Origin of the sequence: Haematospirillum sp. H1815 (assembly GCF_012102705.1) — a bacterium.
Lineage (GTDB): Bacteria > Pseudomonadota > Alphaproteobacteria > Rhodospirillales > Rhodospirillaceae > Haematospirillum.
Genome location: NZ_JAAVTA010000004.1, coordinates 89,315 through 113,180, shown reverse-complemented (window position 1 = coordinate 113,180; position 23,866 = coordinate 89,315). Strand labels below are relative to the sequence as shown.

At 54.6% G+C, this 23,866-nt stretch carries 24 protein-coding genes; 11 read left to right on the top strand and 13 right to left on the bottom strand.

Annotated elements, in window-relative coordinates; genetic code table 11:
• Positions 1-213 precede the first annotated feature (213 nt).
• The 6 genes from HEQ60_RS05345 to purC form a co-directional block, all read right to left on the bottom strand.
• On the bottom strand, positions 214-645 hold the full coding sequence (locus tag HEQ60_RS05345; protein WP_168070272.1) for a group III truncated hemoglobin: 432 nt from the start codon (positions 643-645) through the stop codon (positions 214-216).
• A gap of 5 nt (positions 646-650) precedes the next feature.
• The gene (locus tag HEQ60_RS05340; protein ID WP_168070270.1) at positions 651-884 is read right to left on the bottom strand and encodes a BolA family protein; all 234 of its coding nucleotides are present in this window, start codon (positions 882-884) and stop codon (positions 651-653) included.
• A gap of 42 nt (positions 885-926) precedes the next feature.
• Positions 927-3,122: a phosphoribosylformylglycinamidine synthase subunit PurL gene (purL, locus tag HEQ60_RS05335; protein WP_168070268.1), complete on the bottom strand. Its 2,196-nt coding sequence runs from the start codon at positions 3,120-3,122 to the stop codon at positions 927-929.
• The gene (gene purQ / locus HEQ60_RS05330) at positions 3,119-3,814 is read right to left on the bottom strand and encodes a phosphoribosylformylglycinamidine synthase subunit PurQ (RefSeq protein ID WP_168070267.1); all 696 of its coding nucleotides are present in this window, start codon (positions 3,812-3,814) and stop codon (positions 3,119-3,121) included. Before purQ ends, purL begins: the two co-directional genes overlap by 4 nt.
• Positions 3,815-3,889: 75 nt before the next feature.
• Entirely contained in the window at positions 3,890-4,132 is a 243-nt protein-coding gene (gene purS, locus HEQ60_RS05325; RefSeq protein ID WP_168070265.1) for a phosphoribosylformylglycinamidine synthase subunit PurS, read from the bottom strand.
• A gap of 48 nt (positions 4,133-4,180) precedes the next feature.
• Positions 4,181-4,948: a phosphoribosylaminoimidazolesuccinocarboxamide synthase gene (gene purC / locus HEQ60_RS05320; RefSeq protein WP_168022292.1), complete on the bottom strand. Its 768-nt coding sequence runs from the start codon at positions 4,946-4,948 to the stop codon at positions 4,181-4,183.
• A gap of 454 nt (positions 4,949-5,402) precedes the next feature.
• Between purC and HEQ60_RS05315 the strand changes: the two genes are divergently transcribed.
• Complete coding sequence (locus HEQ60_RS05315; RefSeq protein ID WP_168070263.1) at positions 5,403-5,729, top strand: DUF1476 domain-containing protein; 327 nt, start codon at positions 5,403-5,405, stop codon at positions 5,727-5,729.
• A 69-nt stretch (positions 5,730-5,798) separates the two neighbouring features.
• On the opposite strand, the gene purB is transcribed toward HEQ60_RS05315, so the two are convergent.
• Complete coding sequence (gene purB, locus HEQ60_RS05310; RefSeq protein ID WP_168070260.1) at positions 5,799-7,118, bottom strand: adenylosuccinate lyase; 1,320 nt, start codon at positions 7,116-7,118, stop codon at positions 5,799-5,801.
• A gap of 207 nt (positions 7,119-7,325) precedes the next feature.
• Between purB and HEQ60_RS05305 the strand changes: the two genes are divergently transcribed.
• Positions 7,326-7,697 carry a pilus assembly protein N-terminal domain-containing protein gene (locus HEQ60_RS05305; protein ID WP_168070258.1) on the top strand — a complete coding sequence of 124 codons (372 nt, stop codon included), beginning with the start codon at positions 7,326-7,328 and terminating at the stop codon, positions 7,695-7,697.
• A 4-nt stretch (positions 7,698-7,701) separates the two neighbouring features.
• Here the strand turns inward: HEQ60_RS05305 and HEQ60_RS05300 are convergent, their stop codons facing one another.
• Positions 7,702-7,983 (bottom strand): hypothetical protein, encoded by a 282-nt coding sequence (locus HEQ60_RS05300; protein WP_168070255.1) that lies wholly within the window; start codon positions 7,981-7,983, stop codon positions 7,702-7,704.
• Positions 7,984-8,408: 425 nt separating this feature from the next.
• Between HEQ60_RS05300 and HEQ60_RS05295 the strand changes: the two genes are divergently transcribed.
• Positions 8,409-8,843 (top strand): helix-turn-helix domain-containing protein, encoded by a 435-nt coding sequence (locus HEQ60_RS05295; RefSeq protein ID WP_168070253.1) that lies wholly within the window; start codon positions 8,409-8,411, stop codon positions 8,841-8,843.
• 328 nt (positions 8,844-9,171) lie between these two features.
• A complete protein-coding gene (locus HEQ60_RS05290) occupies positions 9,172-9,366 on the top strand; it encodes a helix-turn-helix domain-containing protein (RefSeq protein ID WP_209315422.1) in 195 nt (64 codons plus the stop codon).
• A 367-nt stretch (positions 9,367-9,733) separates the two neighbouring features.
• On the opposite strand, the gene HEQ60_RS05285 is transcribed toward HEQ60_RS05290, so the two are convergent.
• The gene (locus HEQ60_RS05285) at positions 9,734-10,885 is read right to left on the bottom strand and encodes an OpgC family protein (RefSeq protein ID WP_168070251.1); all 1,152 of its coding nucleotides are present in this window, start codon (positions 10,883-10,885) and stop codon (positions 9,734-9,736) included.
• A gap of 184 nt (positions 10,886-11,069) precedes the next feature.
• On the opposite strand from HEQ60_RS05285, the gene HEQ60_RS05280 reads away from it, so the two are divergent.
• Together HEQ60_RS05280 and HEQ60_RS05275 are read left to right on the top strand one after the other, a co-directional pair.
• The gene (locus HEQ60_RS05280) at positions 11,070-11,792 is read left to right on the top strand and encodes an SDR family NAD(P)-dependent oxidoreductase (protein ID WP_168070415.1); all 723 of its coding nucleotides are present in this window, start codon (positions 11,070-11,072) and stop codon (positions 11,790-11,792) included.
• 27 nt (positions 11,793-11,819) lie between these two features.
• Complete coding sequence (locus tag HEQ60_RS05275) at positions 11,820-12,356, top strand: gamma carbonic anhydrase family protein (protein WP_168070249.1); 537 nt, start codon at positions 11,820-11,822, stop codon at positions 12,354-12,356.
• 7 nt (positions 12,357-12,363) lie between these two features.
• Here the strand turns inward: HEQ60_RS05275 and HEQ60_RS05270 are convergent, their stop codons facing one another.
• Positions 12,364-14,178: a PHA/PHB synthase family protein gene (locus HEQ60_RS05270; RefSeq protein WP_168070247.1), complete on the bottom strand. Its 1,815-nt coding sequence runs from the start codon at positions 14,176-14,178 to the stop codon at positions 12,364-12,366.
• Between the two features lie 232 nt (positions 14,179-14,410).
• Here HEQ60_RS05270 and HEQ60_RS05265 point away from each other — a divergent pair, with 232 nt between their 5' ends.
• The 5 genes from HEQ60_RS05265 to recJ all read left to right on the top strand — a co-directional run bounded on the left by HEQ60_RS05265 (position 14,411) and on the right by recJ (position 20,807).
• Positions 14,411-15,220 carry a hypothetical protein gene (locus tag HEQ60_RS05265; protein WP_168070245.1) on the top strand — a complete coding sequence of 270 codons (810 nt, stop codon included), beginning with the start codon at positions 14,411-14,413 and terminating at the stop codon, positions 15,218-15,220.
• Positions 15,221-15,384: 164 nt separating this feature from the next.
• Positions 15,385-16,620 carry an LL-diaminopimelate aminotransferase gene (locus tag HEQ60_RS05260; RefSeq protein WP_168070243.1) on the top strand — a complete coding sequence of 412 codons (1,236 nt, stop codon included), beginning with the start codon at positions 15,385-15,387 and terminating at the stop codon, positions 16,618-16,620.
• Between the two features lie 33 nt (positions 16,621-16,653).
• Positions 16,654-17,946, top strand: coding sequence for a homoserine dehydrogenase (locus HEQ60_RS05255; protein WP_168070241.1), 1,293 nt, complete (start codon positions 16,654-16,656; stop codon positions 17,944-17,946).
• 68 nt (positions 17,947-18,014) lie between these two features.
• A complete protein-coding gene (gene glpX, locus HEQ60_RS05250; RefSeq protein ID WP_209315421.1) occupies positions 18,015-19,019 on the top strand; it encodes a class II fructose-bisphosphatase in 1,005 nt (334 codons plus the stop codon).
• A gap of 18 nt (positions 19,020-19,037) precedes the next feature.
• On the top strand, positions 19,038-20,807 hold the full coding sequence (gene recJ, locus HEQ60_RS05245) for a single-stranded-DNA-specific exonuclease RecJ (protein WP_168070239.1): 1,770 nt from the start codon (positions 19,038-19,040) through the stop codon (positions 20,805-20,807).
• Positions 20,808-20,867: 60 nt separating this feature from the next.
• Here the strand turns inward: recJ and HEQ60_RS05240 are convergent, their stop codons facing one another.
• The 3 genes from HEQ60_RS05240 to sdhD are packed head-to-tail and all read right to left on the bottom strand — an operon-like array spanning position 20,868 to position 23,853.
• Complete coding sequence (locus tag HEQ60_RS05240) at positions 20,868-21,650, bottom strand: succinate dehydrogenase iron-sulfur subunit (protein ID WP_168070236.1); 783 nt, start codon at positions 21,648-21,650, stop codon at positions 20,868-20,870.
• Positions 21,651-21,676: 26 nt separating this feature from the next.
• Entirely contained in the window at positions 21,677-23,467 is a 1,791-nt protein-coding gene (gene sdhA, locus HEQ60_RS05235) for a succinate dehydrogenase flavoprotein subunit (RefSeq protein WP_168070234.1), read from the bottom strand.
• Positions 23,467-23,853 (bottom strand): succinate dehydrogenase, hydrophobic membrane anchor protein, encoded by a 387-nt coding sequence (gene sdhD, locus HEQ60_RS05230; protein WP_168070232.1) that lies wholly within the window; start codon positions 23,851-23,853, stop codon positions 23,467-23,469. Before sdhD ends, sdhA begins: the two co-directional genes overlap by 1 nt.
• Positions 23,854-23,866 lie beyond the last annotated feature (13 nt).

Below are 23,866 nucleotides of genomic sequence, written 5' to 3'. Positions count from 1 at the left end.
CGGGGGAATAATCCTTGTGCATGAACGCCAGACAACAACGGCACACGAACCGCGTACCAAAATGAACTGTTTCTATTAACGCGATTACTTATACGAAATCTACCGTATAAAATAAAATATATTTCGTAACTTTTTTGTATAAAAGTACGCAAAAACATGGCCCGTGCTTTTCAGAACACAGGCTATGTTGTGACGGAATAAAAACAGGATGGGCTAGAACAAACGCTCGCCGCGCTGGATGGCCAGCGCCATGCGGAATGATGCCGCCATGCGTTCCGCGCGTATGCACAGTTGCTCCGCCGGTTCAGGGCAGAACACATCAGTTGCGGTGGCGCGGAACAGGGCCAGCCACTGGGTAAAGTGATGATCCTGCAAATCCGGCAAAGCCAAGTGTGCGGGCAGGGGGCGCCCGTCGTAAGTGCGGGTGCCCAGCATCATGGAACACCAGAACTCCACCATCTTGTCTAGGTGTGGTTGCCAGTTGCCCTGGATCGTGTTCTCGAACACCGGCCCCAAGTCGGGGTGTGACCGCACGCGGTCGTAAAAGGCCAGCACCAGACGGCGCAGGGAATCCCGGTCGATCACCGCAGCCCGTTCCTGCGGGGTCCACGCGTGCCAGTGGGGGGGGTGATCGACCGGTGTCATGGCGTTTATTCCGGTACGGCGGTTTGCAGCGCCAGGGCGTGCAGATCTCCGCCCATTTTGCCCTTCAGCGCAGCGTACACCATCTGGTGCTGCTGCACGCGGCTTTTGCCGGCAAAAGCGCGGGAGACAACCCGGGCGGCATAATGGTCACCGTCTCCGGCCAGATCCTCGATCACCACGTCGGCATCGGGAAATGCCTCGCGGATCAGGGCTTCGATATCAGCGGCGTGCATGGCCATGGAGTGTGTCGTCCTTTTCGTTGTGTTGTTGTGGTGCCGGTTTCAGCCAGCCATGTAATCCGGCAGCCAAGCTTCGTGGGTATGGTGGAGATCTTTCACAGTGGGGCCAGGTTGATCGTTGACGGTGATGCGGTCACCGCCGGTGCGCCCGATCACGCGGGCTGAAACCCCGGCTCCGGCTGCCATCGCCAGTATGGTGCGTGCGGGTTCTCCATCTTCTGTCACCACAACATAGCGGCCCTGATCTTCCCCGAACAGGGCTGCGTGCAGCGGGCCGCCAAAGTCAACCGTCAGCTCTGCCCCGATGCCTGAGGCCATCGCCATATCAGCAACCGCAGCCAGCAGGCCGCCATCGGATACATCATGCACCGTGCGGGTGTGGCCACACTGGATCACGGAGCGCACAAAGTCCCCTGTCTTGCGTTCGTGGTGCAGGTCAACCGGCGGCGGGGCACCGTCTTCCCGGCCAAGGATTTCGCGCAGGTAAAGAGACTGCCCCAGCCAGCCCCGTCGCTCTCCCTGACCAACCAGGATAATCGTTTGCCCTGGTGCCTGGAATGGAATGGTTGCTGTTCGGTCCAGATCCTCGATCAGCCCGACACCGCCTATGGCTGGTGTTGGCAAGATCGCTTGGCCGCTGGTTTCATTATACAGGGACACGTTACCCGAAACCACGGGGTAGTCCAGTGTCGTGCAGGCTTGTGCAATACCCTGGCAGGCCCCGACGAACTGCCCCATGATGGCGGGCTTTTCCGGGTTGCCGAAGTTCATGTTGTCGGTAATGGCCAGAGGGCGGGCGCCGGATGCCGTCAAGTTCCGCCAGCTTTCGGCCACAGCCTGTTTCCCGCCTTCAACCGGATCAGCCTTGACATAACGTGGCGTGCAGTCGGTCGTCATGGCCAGGGCGCGGTTTGTGCCGTGCAATCTGACAACAGCCGCATCGCCACCTGGGCGAACTACGGTGTCGCCCATCACCATGTGGTCATATTGTTCCCATATCCAGCGGCGACTGGCCATGTTGGGGCAGGAGAGAAGCTTTGGCAGAACCTCTGTCCACGGATGTTCCGGAACGTCATCGGGTGTCAGCTCTGGCTGTGGTGGGGTAGGGACCCACGGGCGATCATATTCCGGACTGGCCTCGGCCAAGGGATCAATCGGCAGGTCACCGACCACATCGCCGTGCCACTTCAGCACCATGCGCCCGCTGTCGGTCAGGGTGCCGATAATGGCGAAGTCGAGTTCCCACTTCTCGAAGATACGGCGGGCCATATCTTCCTTGCCCGGAACCAGTACCATCAGCATGCGTTCCTGAGATTCAGAAAGCATCAGTTCGTAGGGAGTCATGCCAGGTTCACGCATAGGAACCTTGTCCAGCTCCAGCTCCACGCCCATGCCGCCCTTGGAGGCCATTTCGAAGGAAGACGATGTAAGCCCGGCAGCCCCCATGTCCTGAATGGCCACGATCGCATCGGTGGCCATCAGTTCCATGCAGGCTTCGATCAAGAGTTTTTCCGTGAACGGGTCGCCAACCTGTACCGTTGGCCGCTTTTCCTCGGCCCCCTCACCAAATTCAGCCGATGCCATGGTGGCGCCATGAATGCCATCGCGCCCGGTTTTGGAGCCAACGTAGACAACCGGATTTCCCACCCCTGCTGCGGCAGAGTAGAAAATACGGTCCTGGCGGGCAACGCCGACCGTCATGGCATTGACCAGAATGTTACCATTGTAAGACGGGTGGAAGTTAACCTCGCCGCCGACAGTGGGCACGCCAACACAGTTTCCGTATCCACCAATCCCCGCCACAACGCCTGATATCAGGTGGCGTGTCAGGGGATGATCCGGGGTACCAAAGCGCAGGGCATTGAGATTGGCGACCGGACGAGCACCCATGGTGAACACATCCCGCAAAATGCCGCCGACGCCCGTTGCTGCCCCTTGGCAGGGTTCGATAAAGGACGGGTGATTATGGCTTTCCATCTTGAAAACAGCAGCTAACCCTTCGCCGATATCAATGATGCCAGCATTCTCACCCGGTCCGCAGATCACCCACGGCGCCTTGGTTGGCAGTGTTTTCAGCCATTTCTTGGATGATTTGTAGGAGCAGTGCTCCGACCACATGACCGAAAAGATCCCAAGCTCGGTCAGGTTGGGCTCCCGCCCCATGATCTCCAGGATCAGCGCATATTCGTCCTGGTTCAGGCCATGGCTGGCAATAACATCCGGAGTCAGTGCGGTCATCGTGACAGGGTCTCCACCAGGGAATCAAACAATGGCTTGCCATCCATGCCGCCGAGTTTCTCGTCAGCCAGTCGTTCAGGATGGGGCATCATGCCAAGGACCGTTTTGCTTTCATTAAGGATGCCGGCAATGCTGTTACGGCTGCCGTTGATGTTTGCGCGCTCATCCACAACGCCGTCGACCGTGCAGTAACGGAAGGCGACCTGCCCGTTGTCTTCAATTCGGGCAAGGGTTTCATCATCGGTGAAAAAGTTTCCATCATGATGGGCCACCGGGATGCGAATGACTTGCGCCGACGCGTACTGAGCCGTAAAGGAGCTTTGATTGTTTTCTGTTCTCAGGAAGACATCACGGCAGATAAAAGCCAGATTACGGTTACGCATCAAGGCACCGGGTAGCAGGCCGGCCTCGGTCAGGATCTGGAATCCATTACAGATCCCCAGAACACGGGTTCCCCGTGCGGCCAAGCGTTTGACTTCACGCATGACAGGGCTTTGTGCAGCCATGGCACCACAGCGCAGATAATCCCCGTACGAGAAGCCGCCAGGGATGGCAACAAGGTCAAGATCATCAGGAAGCTGGCTTTCACGGTGCCAGATCATGGCCGGAGCCTTGCCCGAACTTTTCTCCAGAGCGACAGCAAGGTCTCGGTCGCAGTTGGAGCCGGGAAATACAATAACGGCGGCTTTCATCGGATATCCTGCTATATGTCAGGAGACGGGGTGGTAGTTCAGGTCACCCCGGTCAGGGGCGCACCTGATTCCGGCTTATGGCTCTATGGTGATGGTGTAATTTTCCATAACGGTATTGGCCAGAAGATCCCGGCAGGCTTTTTCCACCAGTGCACGGGCTTCCTCCGGATTGCTGTCTGCCAGTTCAAGTTCGATATATTTGCCTTGGCGGATATCCTGTATTCCTGACAGGCCCAGGTTTTTCAGCGCGTTTCCGATGGCCTTGCCCTGGGGGTCGAGAACACCGTTCTTCAGTGTGATATGTACCGTTGCCTTCACGGATTTTAGTCCTTCCGCAGAAATCTCGGGGTAGAGTCCAGCCCTGCCTTATTGCATGGTTGCGGGGCCGGGCATGTCGCGTGGGCCACCTTCGGGCAGGATTCCGAGGCGGCGCGCCACTTCCTGATAGGCCTCTTCCACAGAACCCATGTCACGGCGGAAGCGGTCCTTGTCCAGTTTTTCGTTGGTCTTTACATCCCACAGACGGCAATTGTCGGGGCTGATTTCATCGGCCAGGATGATCTGTGGCTCGCCACTCTCGTGATAAATCCGGCCAAATTCAAGCTTGAAGTCAACCAAGCGTAGCCCGACCCCAAGAAAAAGACCCGAGAGAAAGTCATTGATGCGCAGGCTGACGGAAAGAATTTCGTCAATGTCCTGAATCGTGGCCCAGCCAAAAGCGGTGATGTGCTCTTCGGAAACCATGGGATCCCCCAGCTCATCATTTTTGTAATAATACTCGACGATTGTGCGGGGGAGCAGTGTGCCTTCGGGAATGCTCAGCCGCTTGGAAAGGGAGCCGGCGGCGCTGTTACGAATAACAACTTCGATCGGTATGATTTCTGCGGCCCTGACCAGTTGCTCCCGCATATTCAGGCGCCGGATAAAGTGTGTCGGGACCCCAATGTCACCCAGTTTCTGGAACAGGTATTCAGAAATCCGGTTGTTCAGAACACCCTTGCCGGTAATGGTACCCTTTTTTTGGTTATTGAAAGCGGTTGCATCATCTTTGAAGTACTGCACCAAGGTTCCGGGCTCGGGGCCCTCGAACAAAATTTTGGCTTTTCCTTCATAAATCTGTCTGCGACGTCCCATCGTAAGCGATTGTCCGTTCGTGGCTCCACCTTGCCGCACGGCAGGAGAGCGGAATAGGTACAAGGATGAAGCCGTCCGCCAAAAAGCAGGGCAGGCCGGGGTTCTTCCGGTTCGGAAGCGGTATAGCAGGCGCCACCGTTACCGACAATGGTGAACTGATAGTCTTCCGGACCTTTGTCAGAGTCGGGCATTTGGGGAAGAGCAGTGTGCCCGTGTGGGTATGAGTATGATGCACTACGTTATGATTCCTTTTTATATCATATAATTATCTTGTTCCATGAGCTTGTCCTTATGCACAGGGGTCTGTTACAATGGACCCTGTAGAGCTTCGGGATCTTCGGTGGGCAATGAATTGGGGATGGAAGTAAATCCCCGGGTTTTCTTGGGTGGCCAGATTCTCCTTTTACGGGGTCTTGGTCCGTGATCTCTGGCCGCAATGGGGGATATGTGCAGCATGGCTGAGGTTTTTCGCGATCGTGAGAAAGCATTTGAGGCCCAGTTCGGGCATGATCAGGATCTGGCATTCCGGATTCGGGCCCGGGGTAATAAAATGCTGGGTCTATGGGTAGCCGAAGCCTTGGGAATAGCTGGCGGTGGGGCCGAAGAGTACGCGCGCAGCCTTGTTGCGGTCGCTCTGGAGAAAGCCGGAGAGGAGGGTGTGATCAGGAAGATACTCACTGACTTTCAGAGCCAAGATGTGGAGATGACGGAGGCACATCTGAAAGTGAAGATCGAGAAAATAATGGCTGAGGCAAGGGATAGCATCTTGCGTGATGGGTAGAGTCTTGTTTTGCTTGTTGCTCTGCAAAAAGCCCGGCATAACGCCGGGCTTTTTGATTGGTCTTCAATTTCAGATAATTTTATCCCCAAAAACCCGGCGAAATATAGTGTCCACGTGGCGTGTATGATAGCCAAGGTCAAACAGCTTTATCAGGTCCGTCTCCGGTATATGGGTGGTGATGTCCTTGTCCTGCTTGAGAATGGACAAAAGATCACCGTTTCCTTGCCAGACCTTCATGGCATTGCGTTGCACCAGTGCATAGGCATCTTCCCGGCTGACGCCCGCCTGCGTAAGAGCCAGAAGGATCCTCTGGCTGAAGATAAGGCCACCCATCTGGTTGAGATTGCGTTCGATGGCTTCGGGGTAAATGACCAGGTTCCTGACAACGCTGGTCAGCCGGGCCAAGGCAAAATCAAGGGTTATGGTGGCATCTGGGGCAATCATCCTTTCGACGGATGAATGACTGATGTCGCGTTCATGCCACAGGGCTACGTTCTCCATCGCGGGGATGACATAGCCACGTACCAGACGCGCCAGTCCTGTCAGGTTTTCTGTCAGGATCGGGTTGCGTTTATGGGGCATTGCAGAACTGCCCTTTTGTCCTTCCGAGAAGAATTCTTCAGCCTCGCGCAGCTCTGTCCTCTGGAGATGACGTATTTCGGTTGCGATCCGTTCAATGGAAGAAGCAATGACCCCCAAGGTTGCAAAGTATTCAGCATGCCGGTCACGGGGAATAACCTGGGTGGACAGAGGTTCAGGCTTCAGCCCCAGTTTCTCTGCGACGTATTCCTCAACAAAAGGATCGATGTTGGCAAAGGTCCCGACAGCCCCGGAAATAGCGCATGTTGCTATATTGTCCCGTGCCCGGAGCAATCTGGCGCGTGCTCTCTGGAACTCGGCGTGGAAGCCTGCAAACTTTAGCCCCATTGTTACGGGTTCTGCATGAATGCCGTGGCTTCGCCCCATGCAAACCGTCAACCGGTGTTCCAAGGCACGGGTCTTGAGGGCATCCAGAAGGGCATCGATATCTCTCAGAAGAATGTCTGATGCCTGTGTCAGCTGTACAGCCAGGCAGGTATCCAGAACATCCGAAGATGTCATGCCTTGGTGCACAAAGCGGGCATCTTCACCAATATGTTCAGCCAGCTCTGTGGTGAAGGCAATCACGTCGTGCTTTGTTGTTTGTTCTATGGCATCGATCCGTGCGATCCGTTCAGGCGTGTATGGCTTGTCGCCGTATGTGCGGACAGACTCAGCGGCTTTCTGTGGAATGATTCCCAGTTTTGCCTGAGCATCGCAAGCGTGAGACTCGATCTCAAACCAGATGCGAAACCGGTTGGCAGGTTCCCAGACAGAAACCATTTCGGGGCGGGAGTAACGGGGAATCAAGGCTTTTCTCCTGATAGGATTGGTGTATTGGGGGCCTAGTCCTGTATGAAGGGGACAAATGAAGCATCCGGAAAATCCGGTCGGGGCGTATTCCTGTCAAGGAATTCCTGTGATCATGACTACCCGGGCGTTCCCCCGTCGGCAGAGTTGCCAAGTGGATAGCCTTTTTGGCAGTGTAGAAAAGGGTTGTTGCAGGGGAGTGTTGCGGTGCGTATCTTAAGGTTTATTGTTATCTTCGTGTCTATGTTTTTATGGTTTTTATCTGGTCCAGTAATGGCCCAAGCCTTCAGGATGCCTTGGGAAGATGAAAAGGCAAAAGCACCCGTTATCAACCCGGACAAGATTCATGACGTGAAGGTGGTGAGAGATTCTCTGGAAATCATCCGCTTGCCGGCTGGAGGGAAGATTATTATTTCTTCGGCACCGGAGGTTGCCAACCTTTACCTAAGAGACCCCAACATGCTGTTTATTGTCGGACGTCTAAGGGGATCCACCAGTGTCGTTGTGGCTGACGAGGGACTTGCTCCGGTTTGGAGCGGTTCGGTCATCGTCACGGATATTGAAGAAGAGGAAGAATGAGGGGTTACTTGGGAGGCGCAGAGACTGTCAGGTCCAAGGCGATGGTTTTATCCCGGGTTATGCGGGCTGCCTTGTGAGCCTTGCGGGCGATCGGGATTTTTTGGTCCATACACCAGGCAATCAAGGCAGAACACAGCAGGGCTGCATCGTAGCTCTTGGATACCTGTCGTCCGCTTTGCATCTGAATAACGCCGCGCACGTTGACTGGATCGCTGTTGATAATTTCTATGCCAATAACAGTGCCGCTTTCATCTTCCTCTCGCCGATCGTCCATATCTATTGACATGGCCTTGCATACCTCATCTTGTGTGAAAAGCAGCCTGCGAACTTCTGTCGGCATACTTACTGTCCCTCCCCCCCCTGAGATAGCGCCCTGCATTAAGGCTGGTTGGGTATTCTGTTCCCGTATTCGTGGCGTTGCAAGAGCCCTGCTGCATACTGTGCCGGATTATCTCATTGTTTTGGCATGCTGATGGTTGTGTTGTCTCATCCTGGACATTGGGGCTCTGAGGTTATTTGCAATTCATGATTGATCTCTTTTTGGCATACCTTGGCGTTATAATGTATGTATTCATATTTACTTTTGGGATATAAGAGCTACTTGGGATGGCTATTTCATAGTCCTCTTGTATGGTGTGTGGCGCGGGTAATTGACCTTCTCTGCAAGGTTGTGCTTTATAAGTGCTATCGAGTTGTTGAGAGGTGTCTAACGTGAATAGTGAAAAAGATCCTGATCCGATCGACATCCATGTCGGTTCGCGGATGCAGCTGCGCCGTACCTTGATGGGCATGACGCAGGAACAATTGGCCAAAGCCATTGGTGTATCATTTCAACAGGTTCAGAAATATGAACGAGGTCTGAATCGATTGAGTGCCAGCCGCCTTTTTGATGTATGTCAGGCGCTTGGTGTTTCGATGCTCTACTTCTTCGAGGATATTACCGAAGAATTGTTGCGTTCCCGCAAGCGCAACGCTGATGTTATTGATCCTGCTGCCCTTGGCGGACGGGGTCGGCGACCGGTTGGTGACCTTATGAACAAGACAGAGAGTCTTGAGCTTGTTCGGTCTTATTGGCATATGCCGGCCAACCAGAGAGAGAAAATCCGGGCCTTGGTTGATACCTTGGCAAGAGCCAATCGGGAATGATTGAGACAGGCGCGGTTGAGAGACTCTTCCGCGCCTGCTGCTTGTTTTTTGATTTTGTTTTGTCTTTGGGGCTTTGATCCGGTATCCCCATTCCTTATAGTTGGTTTCCGAAGCGGATTTACCTTATTGGTTGAACTGCTCGGTGCGTTCAACGCAGGTTCCTGCAGGATGCCCTTCGGGGTTTGTGTCGGGGCTTCTTTCGCCGTCTTGTTTTGTATGCTTGCCTGGCAAGAAGGAAGCGTGCAGTTGATTCTGTGTCTGTGTAGTCCGGCTTTTGCCACAGGGGTTGCTCAAGCTGGTTTGGCGTAAGTTTTTGGGGGACTTGCCTGTGTTGACAGATCGTGAAGCTGAGGTGCTCACTTGGGTTGCGCGAGGAAAGAGTACCTGGGAGATCGGTCAGATTCTTAGGTTGGCCGAGAGAACGGTCCTGTATCACATAGAAAATGCGAAGAAGAAGATGGATGCCACAAGCCGGACTCACCTGGTTGTGAAGGCAATGATGGCTGATCTGATTGATCCTTGATCGGACAGGGGACCTGTGCTCGCACGCCGAATAGCAGGTGAGGAGCCCCCGCACCAAGTGTTTCGGAATATCGAGTTGCCGAGAGCGTCCTTCAGAGCCGAAGCTCCATGCGAGGCGAGAGAGGGGCGCTCACACCCGGTGCAGGGGCATGTGCCCTCGAACAGGAGAGCACGGATGCATACTACACCCTCATTGAATGGCATGCCCCTGTAAAAACACGCAACCCCATAATTTAACGATGATTTTTTCTGGATGATCCTTTCTGAAGCAGGGGGAATGCTTAACATTTTTTACTGGCAGTATCGATTCGTCAGAAACTCTCTGTCTGTATGTGGGTCTTTGATATTGTGTCTTTCCAGAAAACTTTTCAGGCTGTTTTTGCGGCTGTTCTGGATGAGTGCACTGGAATAATGCCCGCTTTCCTGTCTGTGGCGTTTGTAAGCAGTGCCAGGAGCATCGTTCCGGCAAGGCCGGTCACAATATGGGCGACAGGGCTGTTTCCCACCGTCCGGGCTGTAATAGTCAGGGGAGGCGTGATGATAACGCCGGTGCCAAAAACAAGCAGGGAGTGACGGCCCATTCTTCTCAGGCAAACAGAATACGTGTGATCCAGCCATGTCCCCGACGGGATCATCGCCCTGCCAATCCAGGCAAGGGCAAGAAAATGAAAGATGCGCAAGGGATCTGGCAGGCTCTTGTCAATGGGATAAAGCCATGCCGCTAACGTTTGGGGCATGAAAGCGTCGTGCAGTTCCGGAAATTTCCAGCTCCAGGAAAGCAGGAAGCTGGTGCCGAGAATCAGCAGGGCTATGGTGCGGGTACGTGAGGAGTATGAGGATGGAAGGAAGCAATCACCGTATAACGCGCACAGACTACCCAGACAAAAAAGAAACTGCCACCCAAGGGGGTTGAAGAAAAGGGGATTTGCGGCTGTTCCCGGAACAGAAAGGTCAAATAACAGGGTTGATGCATACAAGCATGCCGACAAGGCACCGAGAACAAGCGGACGGTAGACGAGAAGGGGTATTGTAATAACCATGCCAAGCAGAAGAATGACATAGAGTGGCAGTGGATCGAGCAGTGGCAGGCAGTATTGCAGGGTTACAATGCCCCACCACGCTTGTGTGTCATTCAGCCAGATCGGCAGTTGGCTCCATTCCTCTTTATGTGCTGATAATTGTGGCAGGAGCTGTAGGGCCCAGACATTGGCAACGAGCAACCCTGTCAGCAGGAGATACGTTCCATAGAGCGTTACGGCCCGTTTCAGGATGTGTTTTGCCGTAATCCAGTACCCTTTCAGTCGCAGAAGGTTCCCCCATGCCATAGCCGCAGAGTATCCGGCGAGAAAGACAAAGATTTCAGCGGCATCACTCAATCCGAAGTTCCGGATTGTGATCAAGCCCAGAGGATTGTCTGGAAGGTGGTCCCAGAACATGAATACCAGCGCCAGGCCCCGGAAGAAATCAACCCTGGGATCGCGCAGTTTGGTTGCAGGCAGTGTGGGCGTGACAAGGCCCATGGTGGTATTCTTCCCTCATTGGTGGAAGCAGGCTCGGGCGCGGATGTATAGAAGTGAAACGTTGTCCTTTCAATCGGGATATTTTCCTGTTCAGGCCAATATGTAGACCGATATCTGTCATGCTTTGTGTCATAGTGATGGTCTTCTGACTGGGGAAGAGTAAAGGGCATCGATTGTGGCTATTGTGCAGACTGTTTTTATCAGTGGCGCCAGCCGTGGCATTGGCTTGGCAACCGCCTTACGTTTCTGTGATGAAGGGTGGCGGGTTATAACCTGTGCCAGGGGTGCTGTGTCTGTGCCGCGTCCCGGGGAATGGAGCGAGCACCTCTGTGCCGATTTATCCTGCCCTGATTCTGTCGAGCGTTTGGTGGAGCAGGTGCATTCGGTCTTGGGTGGTGATCCGTTGCATGCATTGGTCAATAACGCGGGGATCTCCCCTAAAACGCCTTTCCGTGAGCGTTTGGGGGTCCTGAATGGTGATCTCGATGGGTGGCGCTCTGTCTTCGAGCTTAACTTCTTCACCCCCCTGCGTTTGGCACGGGGGTTTGCTGCTGATCTGCACCGGGGGCAGGGTGCAATTGTCAATATTACCTCGATTGCAGGGCATGCTGTGCATCCCTTTGCCGGTTCTGCCTACTCCACAAGCAAAAGTGCCCTGTCGGGATTGACCCGGGAGATGGCGGCTGAAATGGCCCAATTGGGTATCCGGGTTAATGCTGTTGCCCCCGGAGAGATAAAAACAGAAATGGTGTCGAGCGAGTATGAGGCTCTGATTCCACGTATTCCGCTGGATCGTATGGGAACACCCGAGGATGTCGCCTCTTGTGTGTTTCGGCTTTGTTCGTCAGAGTTTGGTTATATAAATGGCAGCGAAATTTTTGTGACCGGCGGGCAGCACTTGTATTAAGTCTGCGCAGGCAAAAGGAGCTTTCGCATGCAGACAAACCCTATCATCCTGCCGTGGCGTGGTGTGGCACCCGTTCTTGACCCCACGGTTTTTGTCGCCCCGGGTGCCAGTGTGATTGGTGACGTGGTGATTGGTGCGGGATCTTCGGTTTGGTTCGGGGCTGTGGTGCGGGGGGATGTTCACCAGATCCGGATTGGGTGCCGCTCCAATATTCAGGATGGGACGGTTGTCCACGTCTCACGCGGGAAGTCTGGTACCGCTATAGGGGATGATGTTCTGGTCGGTCATAACTGTATTATCCATGCCTGTACCTTGCAAAGTCGCTCCTTCATAGGCATGGGGGCCGTTGTTATGGATTTTGCCGTGGTGGAAAGCGGGGCTATGGTTGCTGCCGGTGCCTTGGTACCCCAAGGGCGCAGGATACCGTCCGGGGAATTATGGGGAGGGAGTCCTGCCCGTAAAATGAGGGATCTGACGCCGGACGAGACAGACTTTATCGTCAGTCAGTGCGCGCATTACTCTGCACTGGGAAAAGAGTACAGGGAGATGATCGTCTCACTTTGAGAGACTCTCAGCCGGCACGGATGCGGACATATTGGCCCGGCGCGGGTTCAAGTGGTGTCAGTGGGCCCTGTCCGGGGTCTCTGGCCGGTACGTCTTCACCACTTTGTGGCTTGAGCCATGTCATCCAGTCCGTCCACCAACTTCCTTTGTGTTCCTTGGCTTTCTGCAGCCAGTCATCCGGTGTTTTGGCCTTCTGGCCGTTGGTCCAGTATGCATATTTACCGGCTGCCGGAGGGTTTATAACGCCGGCAATGTGGCCTGATGCTCCCAATACAAAGCGTACCTTCCCCGTGAAAATATGTGTTGCGGTATAGGTTGCTTTCCATGGGGCGATATGATCTTCGCGGCAGGACAGCATATAGACCGGGGTATCCACGCAGCGGAGGTTTATCGGTGTTCCCTTCAGGGTAATACCACCAGGTTTGACCAGATTGTTTTCCCTATACATGTTGTGCAGGTAGAAGCTGTGCATGGATGCCGGCATCCGTGTGGAATCGCTGTTCCAGTAAAGAAGATCAAAAGGAAACGGTTCCTTGCCAAGCAGGTAGTTGTTAACGACAAAAGACCAGATCAGCTCGTTGGAGCGCAGCATGTTAAAGCTGTTCGCCATGTCTGCGCCATCAAGGTACCCTGTCCTTGACATCTTGCTGTCCAGAACTTCCAGCTGCTCGTCATCAATAAACACGCTGATCTCACCGGGATCGGAAAAATCGGTCAGGGCTGCCAGAAGGGTGGCAGAGGCTACGCACTTGTTTTGCCCCCTGGCCTTGAGCCATGCTAATGTGCTTGCCAGCAGTGTGCCGCCAAGGCAATAGCCCAAGGCATGGATGGATTCCGTGTGTGTCTGGGCCTTGATTGCCTCTATTGCAGCCAGTGGGCCTTCGGTCATGTAATCTTCAAAAGACTTTGCCGCCAGATGTTCATCCGGGTTGACCCACGAGATGACAAAGACACTGAAACCCTGATCAACACACCATTTGACGAGGCTGTTGTTCTCTCTCAGGTCAAGAATGTAGTACTTGTTTATCCAAGGCGGAATAATAAGAAGGGGTACATGTTTCACAGTTTCTGTTGATGGCGCGTACTGAATAAGCTGGATAAGGTCATTCTGGAAAATAACCTGCCCCGGTGTGGATGCAACATTCCGGCCGATATCGAAAGCATTCTCGTCAGTCATTGAAATCCGGAGCCGCCCGCGCCCGCGTTCAAGATCAGACAGCAGATGCTCAAGGCCCTTGATCAGGTTCTCCCCGCCAGTCTCGGCTGTAATGCGAAGAACTTCCGGGTTGGTCAGAACAAAGTTGGAGGGAGCCATCGCGTCGACAAATTGGCGTGTGTAGAAGTCAACCTTGCGTGCTGACTGCTCATCAAGACCTTCAACATCCTTGACGGTGCTGCGGATCCAGCGCGCTGTCAGAAGATATGACTGTTTGATAAAGTCGAAGAGTTCGTTATTTTGCCATGCCTCGTCACGGAAGCGTTTGTCGTTCTTGTCAGGCTCTACCACGGGGGGGGCTTTTTCACCCATCATGCGCAAGGCCGTGTTCTGCCAAAGATTGACGTAGTCCTGCCAAAGAGACACCTGAGCTTCGACAAGCCTGGCGGGGTCGGCCATCAGGCGGGTTGTCATTTCCAAGAATGCACCGGCAATATTGAGAGGGTCGAGCGTATCTGGTTCTACATTTTCGGGATGACGCCGGATAAATTCCTGAATCAGGCGCTGGCTGCGTTCTGCAATATTGGACAAGGCCCGGGATATGTCCGTGGGGTCTGGGATCTGGGCGTCCGGGCGCGCTGGATGATCAGGGCTCTTGTCCGGCATGGGCTTTTTCTTTCCTGGGTCCTTGATCGTTCAGGTCTTGGTGATGGGTCACAAATCAGGCAGACGAAAGAGGAGGGCCCAGAAATCAGGATCTGGGGAAGGAACGAGAAGATACCATCATGAAGATAGTTTTTGTGAATTTCACTACCTTTCAGTAGATTGTTTTGCTTGGGAGTTATAATAAATCCGGGTGGGGTATGGAACGGGTTTCTGGCAAGGGGGTATTCAAGACATGTTCAGGGCCTTCTATGTGCATCTTTCTGTCATGTCTTGGTTTCTTGCTGTGCTGATCTGCTGCTTGGAAGTGGTTATGCCTGCCAAGGCTGACGGGACGAATCCGGACCTTGTACGTGATCAGGCTCATGAGTCTGAAGGGTTGGTCGCTGCTCCATCCCGCCCAGATTATTTACCGGGCAGGAAGAGAGAGCAGCCTTCAGAGCAAAAGATGCTTAGCGGTTCTGCTGTTAAGTCTGATGATTCTGTCGATACAGCGTCTCCCCCTGCTGTATCAAAGCCCGTTGATACTGTAAAAGCGGGGTCTGTTGCTGATAGTGTTGCTCCATCAGCAACCCCAAGTAATGGGGGCAAAGCCTTCGTGGCAAAGCCTGTCGTTGATACTCAGCCGGAATTTCCCGTTACTGTGCTTGTTGATTCTCAAGGCGTATCTGCTCTTCCACCTGGCAGGATGATCATTCCTGAAAGGATGGCCCAAGAGTCCGGGAAAGCTACGTTGGTGGCAACCATTGAATACCAGCCCGCATCTTTTTCTCTCGACCGCACAGGCCATGACATTCTGCGCCAAGTTGCACATCTCAGGCATCAGCGCGGGGCAGATGAGACCGTCCATGTGGTTGGTCACGCTGCATCTTATGGTACAGCCCTGCAGCGGGCTCGCAGCGTGGTCGATGTTCTACAAGCCCAGGGAATTCCTGCTACGGCTCTCCATGTATCGGCTATTGTCACAGCTGACAGGGAAAGTCATGAATCGGAGGTTTCTTTGGATGAAGGGGGGCGTTATACCCAGATCTGGTTTGGTTATTGATATTCTATGTTTTTCCTTTTTTTGTTATGAATGTTCCCGAAAATTGCTTTGATCGTATTTTGATCACTGGAAAGCTGTTTTCTGAAAAACAACTATCGCTTCCGTTTGTGTGACGCGGTAAACAGTGCAGTATCAAGTGCGCAGTTTTTTTTCCGGAACGGGACATGGACCAGGAATTTCATCGTATAAAACGCCTTCCGCCCTATGTTTTTGCTGAAGTCAACGCGATGAAAGCAAAAGCTCGTGCTGCCGGGGAAGATATTATTGACCTTGGCATGGGGAATCCCGACCAGCCGACGCCGCCCCATATCGTTGAAAAATTGATCGAAGCTGCCACTAATCCAAGGGCACACTGTTATTCGCAGTCCCGGGGTATACCTGGTCTGCGCAAGGCCTTGGCAGGGTATTACCGTCGTCGGTTTGATGTCAGCCTTGATTCCGAAGACGAGGTGATTGTCACCATCGGTTCCAAGGAAGGGCTTGCCAATCTGGCCCAAGCCATAACCAGCCCGGGTGACGTGATCCTGTCTCCGGATCCCAGTTATCCCATTCATGCCTTTGGCTTCATCATTGCCGGTGCAGCTGTGCGGTCAATACCCGCCTGTCCGGATGAAGAGTTTTTGCGCGCCTTGGAGCGTGGGGTACGCCACAGTGTTCCCAAGCCGGTTGCTGTCATCGTCAACTTCCCGTCCAACCCGACAGCAATGGTTGCAACGCTTGATTTTTATAAGGATATCATCGCGTTCTGTCGTAAGCATGACATCTTTGTGCTGTCCGATATTGCTTACTGTGAAATTTATTTTGACGGGAATCCCCCGCCATCCATCCTTCAGGTTCCGGGTGCAAAGGATGTGGCAGTGGAGTTTTCCTCCATGTCCAAGTCTTACAACATGGCGGGGTGGCGTATTGGCTTTGCTGCGGGGAATCCAAGGTTGATCAAGGCATTGGCCCGTGTCAAAAGTTACTTGGACTATGGTGCCTTTACACCCATTCAGGTGGCCGCCACAGCAGCCCTGAATGGTCCTCAGGACTGTGTGGAACAGATCCGCACTATGTACCGCCAGCGCCGTGATGTTTTGATAGAGGGGCTGCACCATGCAGGCTGGATGGTTCCCAGCCCGCCGGCTTCCATGTTTGCCTGGGCACCTATTCCACCCGCTTTCAGTCATCTCGGGTCTGTTGAATTTGCCAAGCTGCTGATGCAAGAGGCCAAGGTCGCGGTTGCTCCTGGCCTTGGTTTCGGGGAGCATGGCGATGGCCATGTCCGCATTGGCTTGGTTGAGAACAAACACCGGATCCGCCAGGCTGTCCGCAATATCAAGGGGTTTCTGCAACGCCAGGGTGTGGGCGTATCGCTGGAATCCGAGATCGGGCGCGTTATGGACCGTCCGGTTATATAAATTCCTCTTAATTTCCAAGGAGCTTGTTTTCTCGTGCCCAATTCCCTGAAGGTTGCTGTTGTAGGTCTTGGTACAGTTGGTGCGGAAACGATCAGGGTCTTGCAGAGAAATGCCCCGGTTATCGCGGCCCGTTGTGGGCGCCCGATAGAGGTTGTTGCGGTTTCTGCCAGAACCCCTGGCCGGGAACGCGGTTTTTCCATGGAAGGGATTACGTGGTACGACGACCCTGTGGCGTTGGTTTCCGAACACCATGTTGATGTCGTCTGCGAGCTGGTAGGCGGCGAAGATGGTGTAGCTGGACAGGTTGTCAGGGCAGCCTTGGGGCGTGGATACCACGTGGTTACGGCCAACAAGGCTTTGTTGGCTCACCATGGCGTTGAACTGGCTGCCCTTGCGGAAAAGAAGGGTGTTGCCTTGGGCTGGGAGGCTGCTGTTGCTGGTGGTATTCCTGTCGTCAAGGTCTTGCGGGAGGGGCTGTCTGCCAACCAGATCAACTGCGTTTATGGTATCCTGAACGGTACTTGCAATTATATCCTTACAAACATGCGCGAGACCGGACGGAATTTTGCGGATGTTCTTCTGGATGCCCAGAAGCTGGGATACGCGGAAGCAGATCCATCTTTTGATGTCGATGGTGTTGATACAGCTCATAAGCTTGCCATTCTCACCAGCCTTGCATTTGGTACACGTACGGACTTTGATGCCATTTATGTCGAGGGTATTCGTTCGCTGACAGCCATGGATATAGCCTTTGCTGACGAGCTGGGATACCGCATCAAGCTGCTGGGAATTGCCCGGGCCACAGATCGTGGTATCGAGCAGAGGGTACATCCGTGCTTGGTTCGCAAGGATGCCCCCATTGCTGCCGTAGAGGGTGTTTTTAATGCCGTTGTCGCCGAGGGTCAGTTTGTCGGGCGCTCGGTCCTGGAGGGCAGGGGTGCCGGTGGTGGTCCGACCGCTTCTGCTGTGGTGGCTGATTTGATGGATATTGCGGCGGGGCGTGTTGGTCCTGTCTTTGGTGTTCCGGTGTCTGATCTTGTGCCTTTGCCGGAGTGGACCATGGAAGCCCGCAAGGGTGCTTATTATGTGCGTCTGATGGTCGAAGATCTGCCGGGTGTTTTTGCCGAGATTGCTGCAGCCTTGCGTGATGCCAAGGTTTCGATGGAAGCGGTCGTCCAGAGAGGTCGTGCGCCGGGTGAAGCGGTGCCGGTGGTCATGATCCTCCATGAGACGGTGGAGGCTGCCTTGAATGAAGCGTTGCGCCGGATCCGTATCATTGCAGCTGTTGTTGAGCCTCCGCAGGTTATCCGCATTGAATCCTTCTGACATTCTTTTGCCGGAATTCTTGCGGCATAGTTCTGTTTTGTTGATCACGGGTGAGCGGAGCCGGTGTTATGGCTGATACATCACGTACATCGGTTCCCGGGTTGGAACGGAATCTGGCACTGGAAATGTGCCGGGTTACCGAAGCGGCGGCTCTTTCAGCATCCCGCTGGATGGGGTGTGGCAACGAAAAGGCCGCAGACCAAGCTGCTGTTGACGCCATGCGTCGTGCCCTCAATTCCATTCTTTTTGACGGAACCGTTGTGATTGGAGAGGGAGAGCGCGACGAAGCGCCTATGCTCTATATCGGGGAGAAAGTCGGGCAAGGGCAGGGGCCTAAAGTCGATATTGCATTGGATCCGCTTGAAGGGACCACAATTGTTGCAACCGGAGGAGCCAACGCGCTGGCTGTTGTTGCCTGTGCTGAACATGGGGGTTTTCTCAATGCTCCTGATGTTTACATGGACAAGATAGCGGTTGGGGCAGGTCTCCCGGATGATCTCGTCGATCTTGATGCAACGCCACAGGATAATCTGGAAGCCTTGGCATCTGCCAGGAAGGCATCGGTCTCGGACTTGGTTGTATGTATTCTTGATCGCCCACGTCACAAGGACTTGATCAGAGCTGTGCGGGAAGCCGGTGCACGCATTACCCTGATCCCGGACGGAGATGTTTCGGGTGTGATCGCAACAGCAACGCCGGGGTCTGGCGTTGATATGTATATTGGCAGCGGTGGTGCCCCGGAAGGTGTCTTGGCTGCTGCGGCCTTGCGCTGTATTGGCGGCCAGATGCAGGGGCGACTTTTGTTCCGGAACGATGATGAGCGTGCGCGTGCCGCCCGTTGGGGTATTACGGATCTCGATCGCAAGTATGGCCTTGCCGATATGGCCAAGGGGGACGTTATGTTTGCCGCAACAGGGGTAACGGATGGTGCCATGTTGCGTGGTGTGCAGCGGTGGTATAACGGGGCGCGGACACATTCGTTGGTTATGCGTTCGCGTTCCGGAACGGTCCGTTGGGTTGAGGCCTTGCATAATTTTGATCGCAAGGTAGGCTTTCTGCCTGTCGATATGTAGGACGCGCGAGAGAAAACCATGGTTGCATTTCTGGATGTGGAGCGGTCATTGGCTGGCCGTCGGTGGTGTCTGCGTGCCGGTGACGAGCGCCATGCTGAAACCATCAGCCAGCGTTTCGGGCTTCCTGGTATTGTTGGTCGCATGCTGGCTGCGCGAGGTGTTGATGTGGATGCAGCGCCCTTGTTCCTCAATCCAACCTTGAAGGCTCTTTTGCCGGATCCTCTCCATCTGAAGGGCATGACACAGGCGGTAGAGCGTTTGTGCTCTGCTATCAGGGAAGGTGAAACGGTTGCCATATTTGGTGACTATGACGTGGACGGGGCTACCTCATCTGCTTTGCTGCTGCGTTTCTTGCGGACACTTGGCCTGCAACCCGTTCTTTATATTCCCGATCGTATTGCCGAGGGATATGGACCCAACACCGCTGCCATGCTTGCGCTCAGGGAGCGCGGTGTCGATCTGGTGATAACAGTTGATTGTGGAACAACAGCGTTTGAGCCGCTTCAGGCTGCAGCGACCGCGGGTCTTGATGTTATTGTGGTCGACCATCACGAGGCAGAGCCGACCTTGCCTGAAGCGGTGGCGGTTATTAACCCCAAGCGTCTGGATGACCCCAGCGAGCACAAGCATCTGGCTGCTGTTGGTGTGGTTTTTCTGTTGATTGTTGCCGTCAACCGTGCGCTGCGTCAGCAGGGTTGGTACAGCAGTTCATCCCGGCTCGAGCCTGATTTGATGACATGGCTCGATATTGTTGCCCTTGGTACGGTTTGCGACGTGGTCCCCCTTGTCGGGGTCAATCGGGCCTTGGTTACGCGTGGGCTGGAGGTGATGGGGCGTCGCGGTAATGTCGGTTTGGTAGCTTTGGCCGATGTGGCAAAGATCACCGAAACTCCGACAGCGTTTCATCTGGGGTATCTTCTGGGGCCACGTGTTAATGCCGGTGGGCGTGTAGGACAAGCAGATCTTGGGGCCAAGCTTCTGGCGTGTGACGATCCCGCCGAGGCTGGCGTTCTGGCCTTGCGTCTGCACGAGTATAATGCAGAGCGTCAGGATATAGAGGCTGCTGTCCTGTTCGAGGCCATCGAACAGGCAGAGAGTCGCACAAACACGGATGATCCGCTGGTTATGGTGGTCGGAGAAAACTGGCACCCCGGTGTTATTGGTATTGTCGCGGGGCGTTTGAAGGAGCGCTATAATCTGCCTGTTTGCGTGGTTGCGCTTGATGGGGGGATGGCCAAGGGATCAGGGCGCTCCGTTGTTGGCTTGGACTTGGGACGAGCGGTTCTTGCTGCTCGTGAAGCCGGCCTTTTGGAAGCCGGTGGTGGTCATGCCATGGCGGCGGGTTTTTCCCTGAAAGCAGAGCGTTTAGACCAATTCCGTCAGTTTCTGGCTGACAGGTTGGCAAGCCAGCTGAGAGAGGGGGGCTTGTCATCCGTTCTTGAGGTTGATGGTGCTGTAGATATTCGTGCGGCCACGCCTGATCTTTTGCAGACCGTCGAGAAAGCTGGTCCGTTCGGAGCGGGTAATGAACCGCCCAAATTTGTTGTGCCCTCTGCCCGTATTATTCGTGCAGATGTTGTCGGGCAAGGTCATGTGCGGATGACCCTGACCGGTGCATGTGGCGGGCGCCTGAAGGCCATTGCTTTCCGCAGCGTTGATACCGATCTTGGTGTTGCTCTGCTCAATGCCCAAGGGACAGCGTACCATCTGGCCGGGTCCCTGCGTCTGGATACGTGGCAGGGGCGGAATGAGTGCCAGCTGGTTGTCGAGGATGCGGCACCGGCCTGAGAAAAGAGAAAGGGGAAGCGCGATCATGCTTCCCCTTCTGGATAGTGTTCGTGCGTTCGATCAGAGTGAGCGCTCGATGATCTTCTTCTTGATATCGGCAATGGCTTTGGCTGGGTTTAAGCCTTTCGGGCACGTATTGGTACAGTTCATGATCGTGTGACAGCGATACAGCTTGAACGGGTCTTCCAGCGCGTCCAAGCGTTTCCCTGTTGCCTCATCACGGGAATCATTAATCCAGCGTGCAGCCTGCAGCAACACCGCAGGTCCCAGGTAGCGATCACCATTCCACCAGTAGCTGGGGCAGGACGTGGAGCAGCAGAAACACAGGATGCATTCCCACAGTCCATCAAGCTTCTCCCGGTCTTCTGGAGACTGGAGGCGCTCCCCGTTCGGGGGAAAGGGGGTATCAGCCTGCATCCAGGGTTCTATGGAGGCATACTGGGCATAGACGTGGGTCAGGTCCGGCACCAGATCCTTGACCACAGGCATGTGCGGCAACGGGTAGATCTTTACGTCACCTGCGACATCAGCAATAGGTTTCAGGCATGCTAGTGTATTTGTGCCGTCGATGTTCATGGAACATGAGCCACAGATACCTTCCCGGCAGGAGCGACGGAGGGTTAGTGTCGAGTCAATCTCATTCTTTATTTTCAGCAGTGCATCCAGAACCATTGGGCCGCACGCATCAAGATCAATCTCGAAGGTGTCCAGTCTCGGGTTCTGCCCGCTGTCCGGATCATAGCGATAAATCCGGAAGGTCTTGACGTTCTTGGCACCAGCCGGGGCCTTGACAGTTTTTCCTTCAGTAACCCGGCTGTTGGCAGGTAGGTTGAATTCAACCATGGTGTTTTCCCTTTCAGCCAGCGCGCTCAGTAAACGCGCTTTTGCGGCTTGATATACTCAACCTCGTTCGACAGCGTGTAGGTATGCACCGGCCGATAGTCCAAGCGGACAGAGTATTTCTCGTCAACATAAGCCAGCGTGTGCTTCATCCACGTCTGGTCATCGCGTTCCGGGTAATCTTCGTGGGCATGCGCCCCGCGTGATTCTTTTCGGGCCTCGGCAGAAACCATTGTGGCATTGGCGCAGGCCATAAGATTTTCAAGCTCCAGCGCCTCGATCAGGTCGGTATTGAAAATCAGCGAGCGGTCGGTAATGCCCATATCCGGCATGGTGCCTGCGATTTTCTTCAGGTTGCCCACGCCTTCTTGCAGGGATTTGGAGGTGCGGTACACAGCTGCATCCATTTGCATGGCTTTTTGCATGTCAAGGCGAATATCAGACACGCGACGCGGCCCTTTTGCGTGACGCACGCGATCCAGACGGTCCAGCGCATTCTGTCCGGCATCGGCGGGCAGTGGCTTGTGCTTGGATCCCGGCTTTATCAGCTCTGCTGCCCTGTGTGCTGCGGCGCGCCCAAAGACAACAAGATCCAGCAAGGAGTTTGTACCAAGCCGGTTTGCCCCGTGAACGGAAACGCAGGCGGCCTCTCCGACAGCCATCAAGCCCCCGCACAGGTTATCCGGGCTTCCCGCTTTGGGGCGCACAACCTCGCCAGTGTAGATCGTTGGGATGCCGCCCATGTTATAGTGTACGGTTGGCAGAACCGGGATCGGCTCACGCGTGGCATCAACCCCGGCGAAAATTTTGGCGGTTTCTGTAATGCCGGGCAGGCGTGCATGCAGAACATCAGCACCCAGATGTTCCAGATGCAGGAAAATATGGTCCTGCTCTTTTCCAACACCCCGTCTTTCGCGGATTTCCATGGTCATGGCGCGGGATACGACGTCGCGTGATGCCAGATCCTTGGCCGTTGGTGCATAACGCTCCATAAAACGGTCGCCGCCGGAGTTTGTCAGATAGCCGCCCTCTCCACGGGCACCTTCTGTAATCAGGCAGCCTGATCCATAAATGCCGGTGGGGTGGAACTGGACAAATTCATGGTCCTGAAGAGGCAACCCGGCGCGGGCAACCATGCCATTTCCGTCTCCGGTACAGGTGTGGGCGGATGTACAGGAGAAATAGGCACGGCCATATCCCCCGGTTGCCAATACCGTCTGGTGTGCCCGGAAGCGGTGGATGGCACCGGTTGCCATGTCGAGTGCGACAACGCCCAGACATTCTCCACTGGATGGATCCATGATCAGATCAAGGGCAAAATATTCAACAAAGAACTCTGCCTTGTGCTTCAGGCTTTGCTGGTACAGCGTATGCAGAATGGCGTGGCCGGTCCTGTCCGCAGCAGCGCAGGCCCGTTGTACCGGGGCCTTGCCAAAATCACGCATATGGCCGCCGAAGGGACGTTGGTAGATCTTGCCTTCGGGAGTACGCGAAAAGGGAACCCCGAAGTGCTCCAGCTCGTGGACAGCAGGTATAGCCTCGCGGCACATGTATTCAATGGCATCCTGGTCGCCCAGCCAGTCTGATCCTTTGACTGTGTCGTACATATGCCATTCCCACTTGTCCTCGGCCATGTTGCCCAAGGCAGCGCCGATGCCGCCCTGTGCGGCAACAGTATGTGAGCGCGTAGGAAAAACCTTGGTGATGCAGGCCGTCTTCAGCCCGGCAGCCACCATGCCGAATGTGGCGCGCAAACCAGCCCCGCCTGCGCCGACAACAACAACATCATACGTGTGGTCAATAAAGGTATATGCAGCCATCAGCCCCGGCCTCCCATTGCAATCATCAGCACCGAAACAACAGAAAAGATGCCGAACAAGACTGCAAGCAGTTTGGTAACAATAATTCCGGCAACCTTTGCCGCATTACAGTGGACGTAGTCTTCAAACACCACCTGAAGGCCCAGTTGGGCGTGGTGAAAAACGGCAACCAGAAGCGCAATCAGCAGCGTTGCATTGAGCGGCGAAGATAGCCAGCCCCGCATCGCTGCATGGTCGGCCCCTACGTGTGATGCCAGCGAGGCAACAAACCAGAAAACGAGGGGGATCATGGCAACCGCCGTGACACGTTGCTGCCACCAGTGGTGTGCACCCTCGTGGGCAGATCCAAGCCCGCGGGCCCGGGAAAGTGGAGTGCGCAAGGTCATGGTATTTTCAACT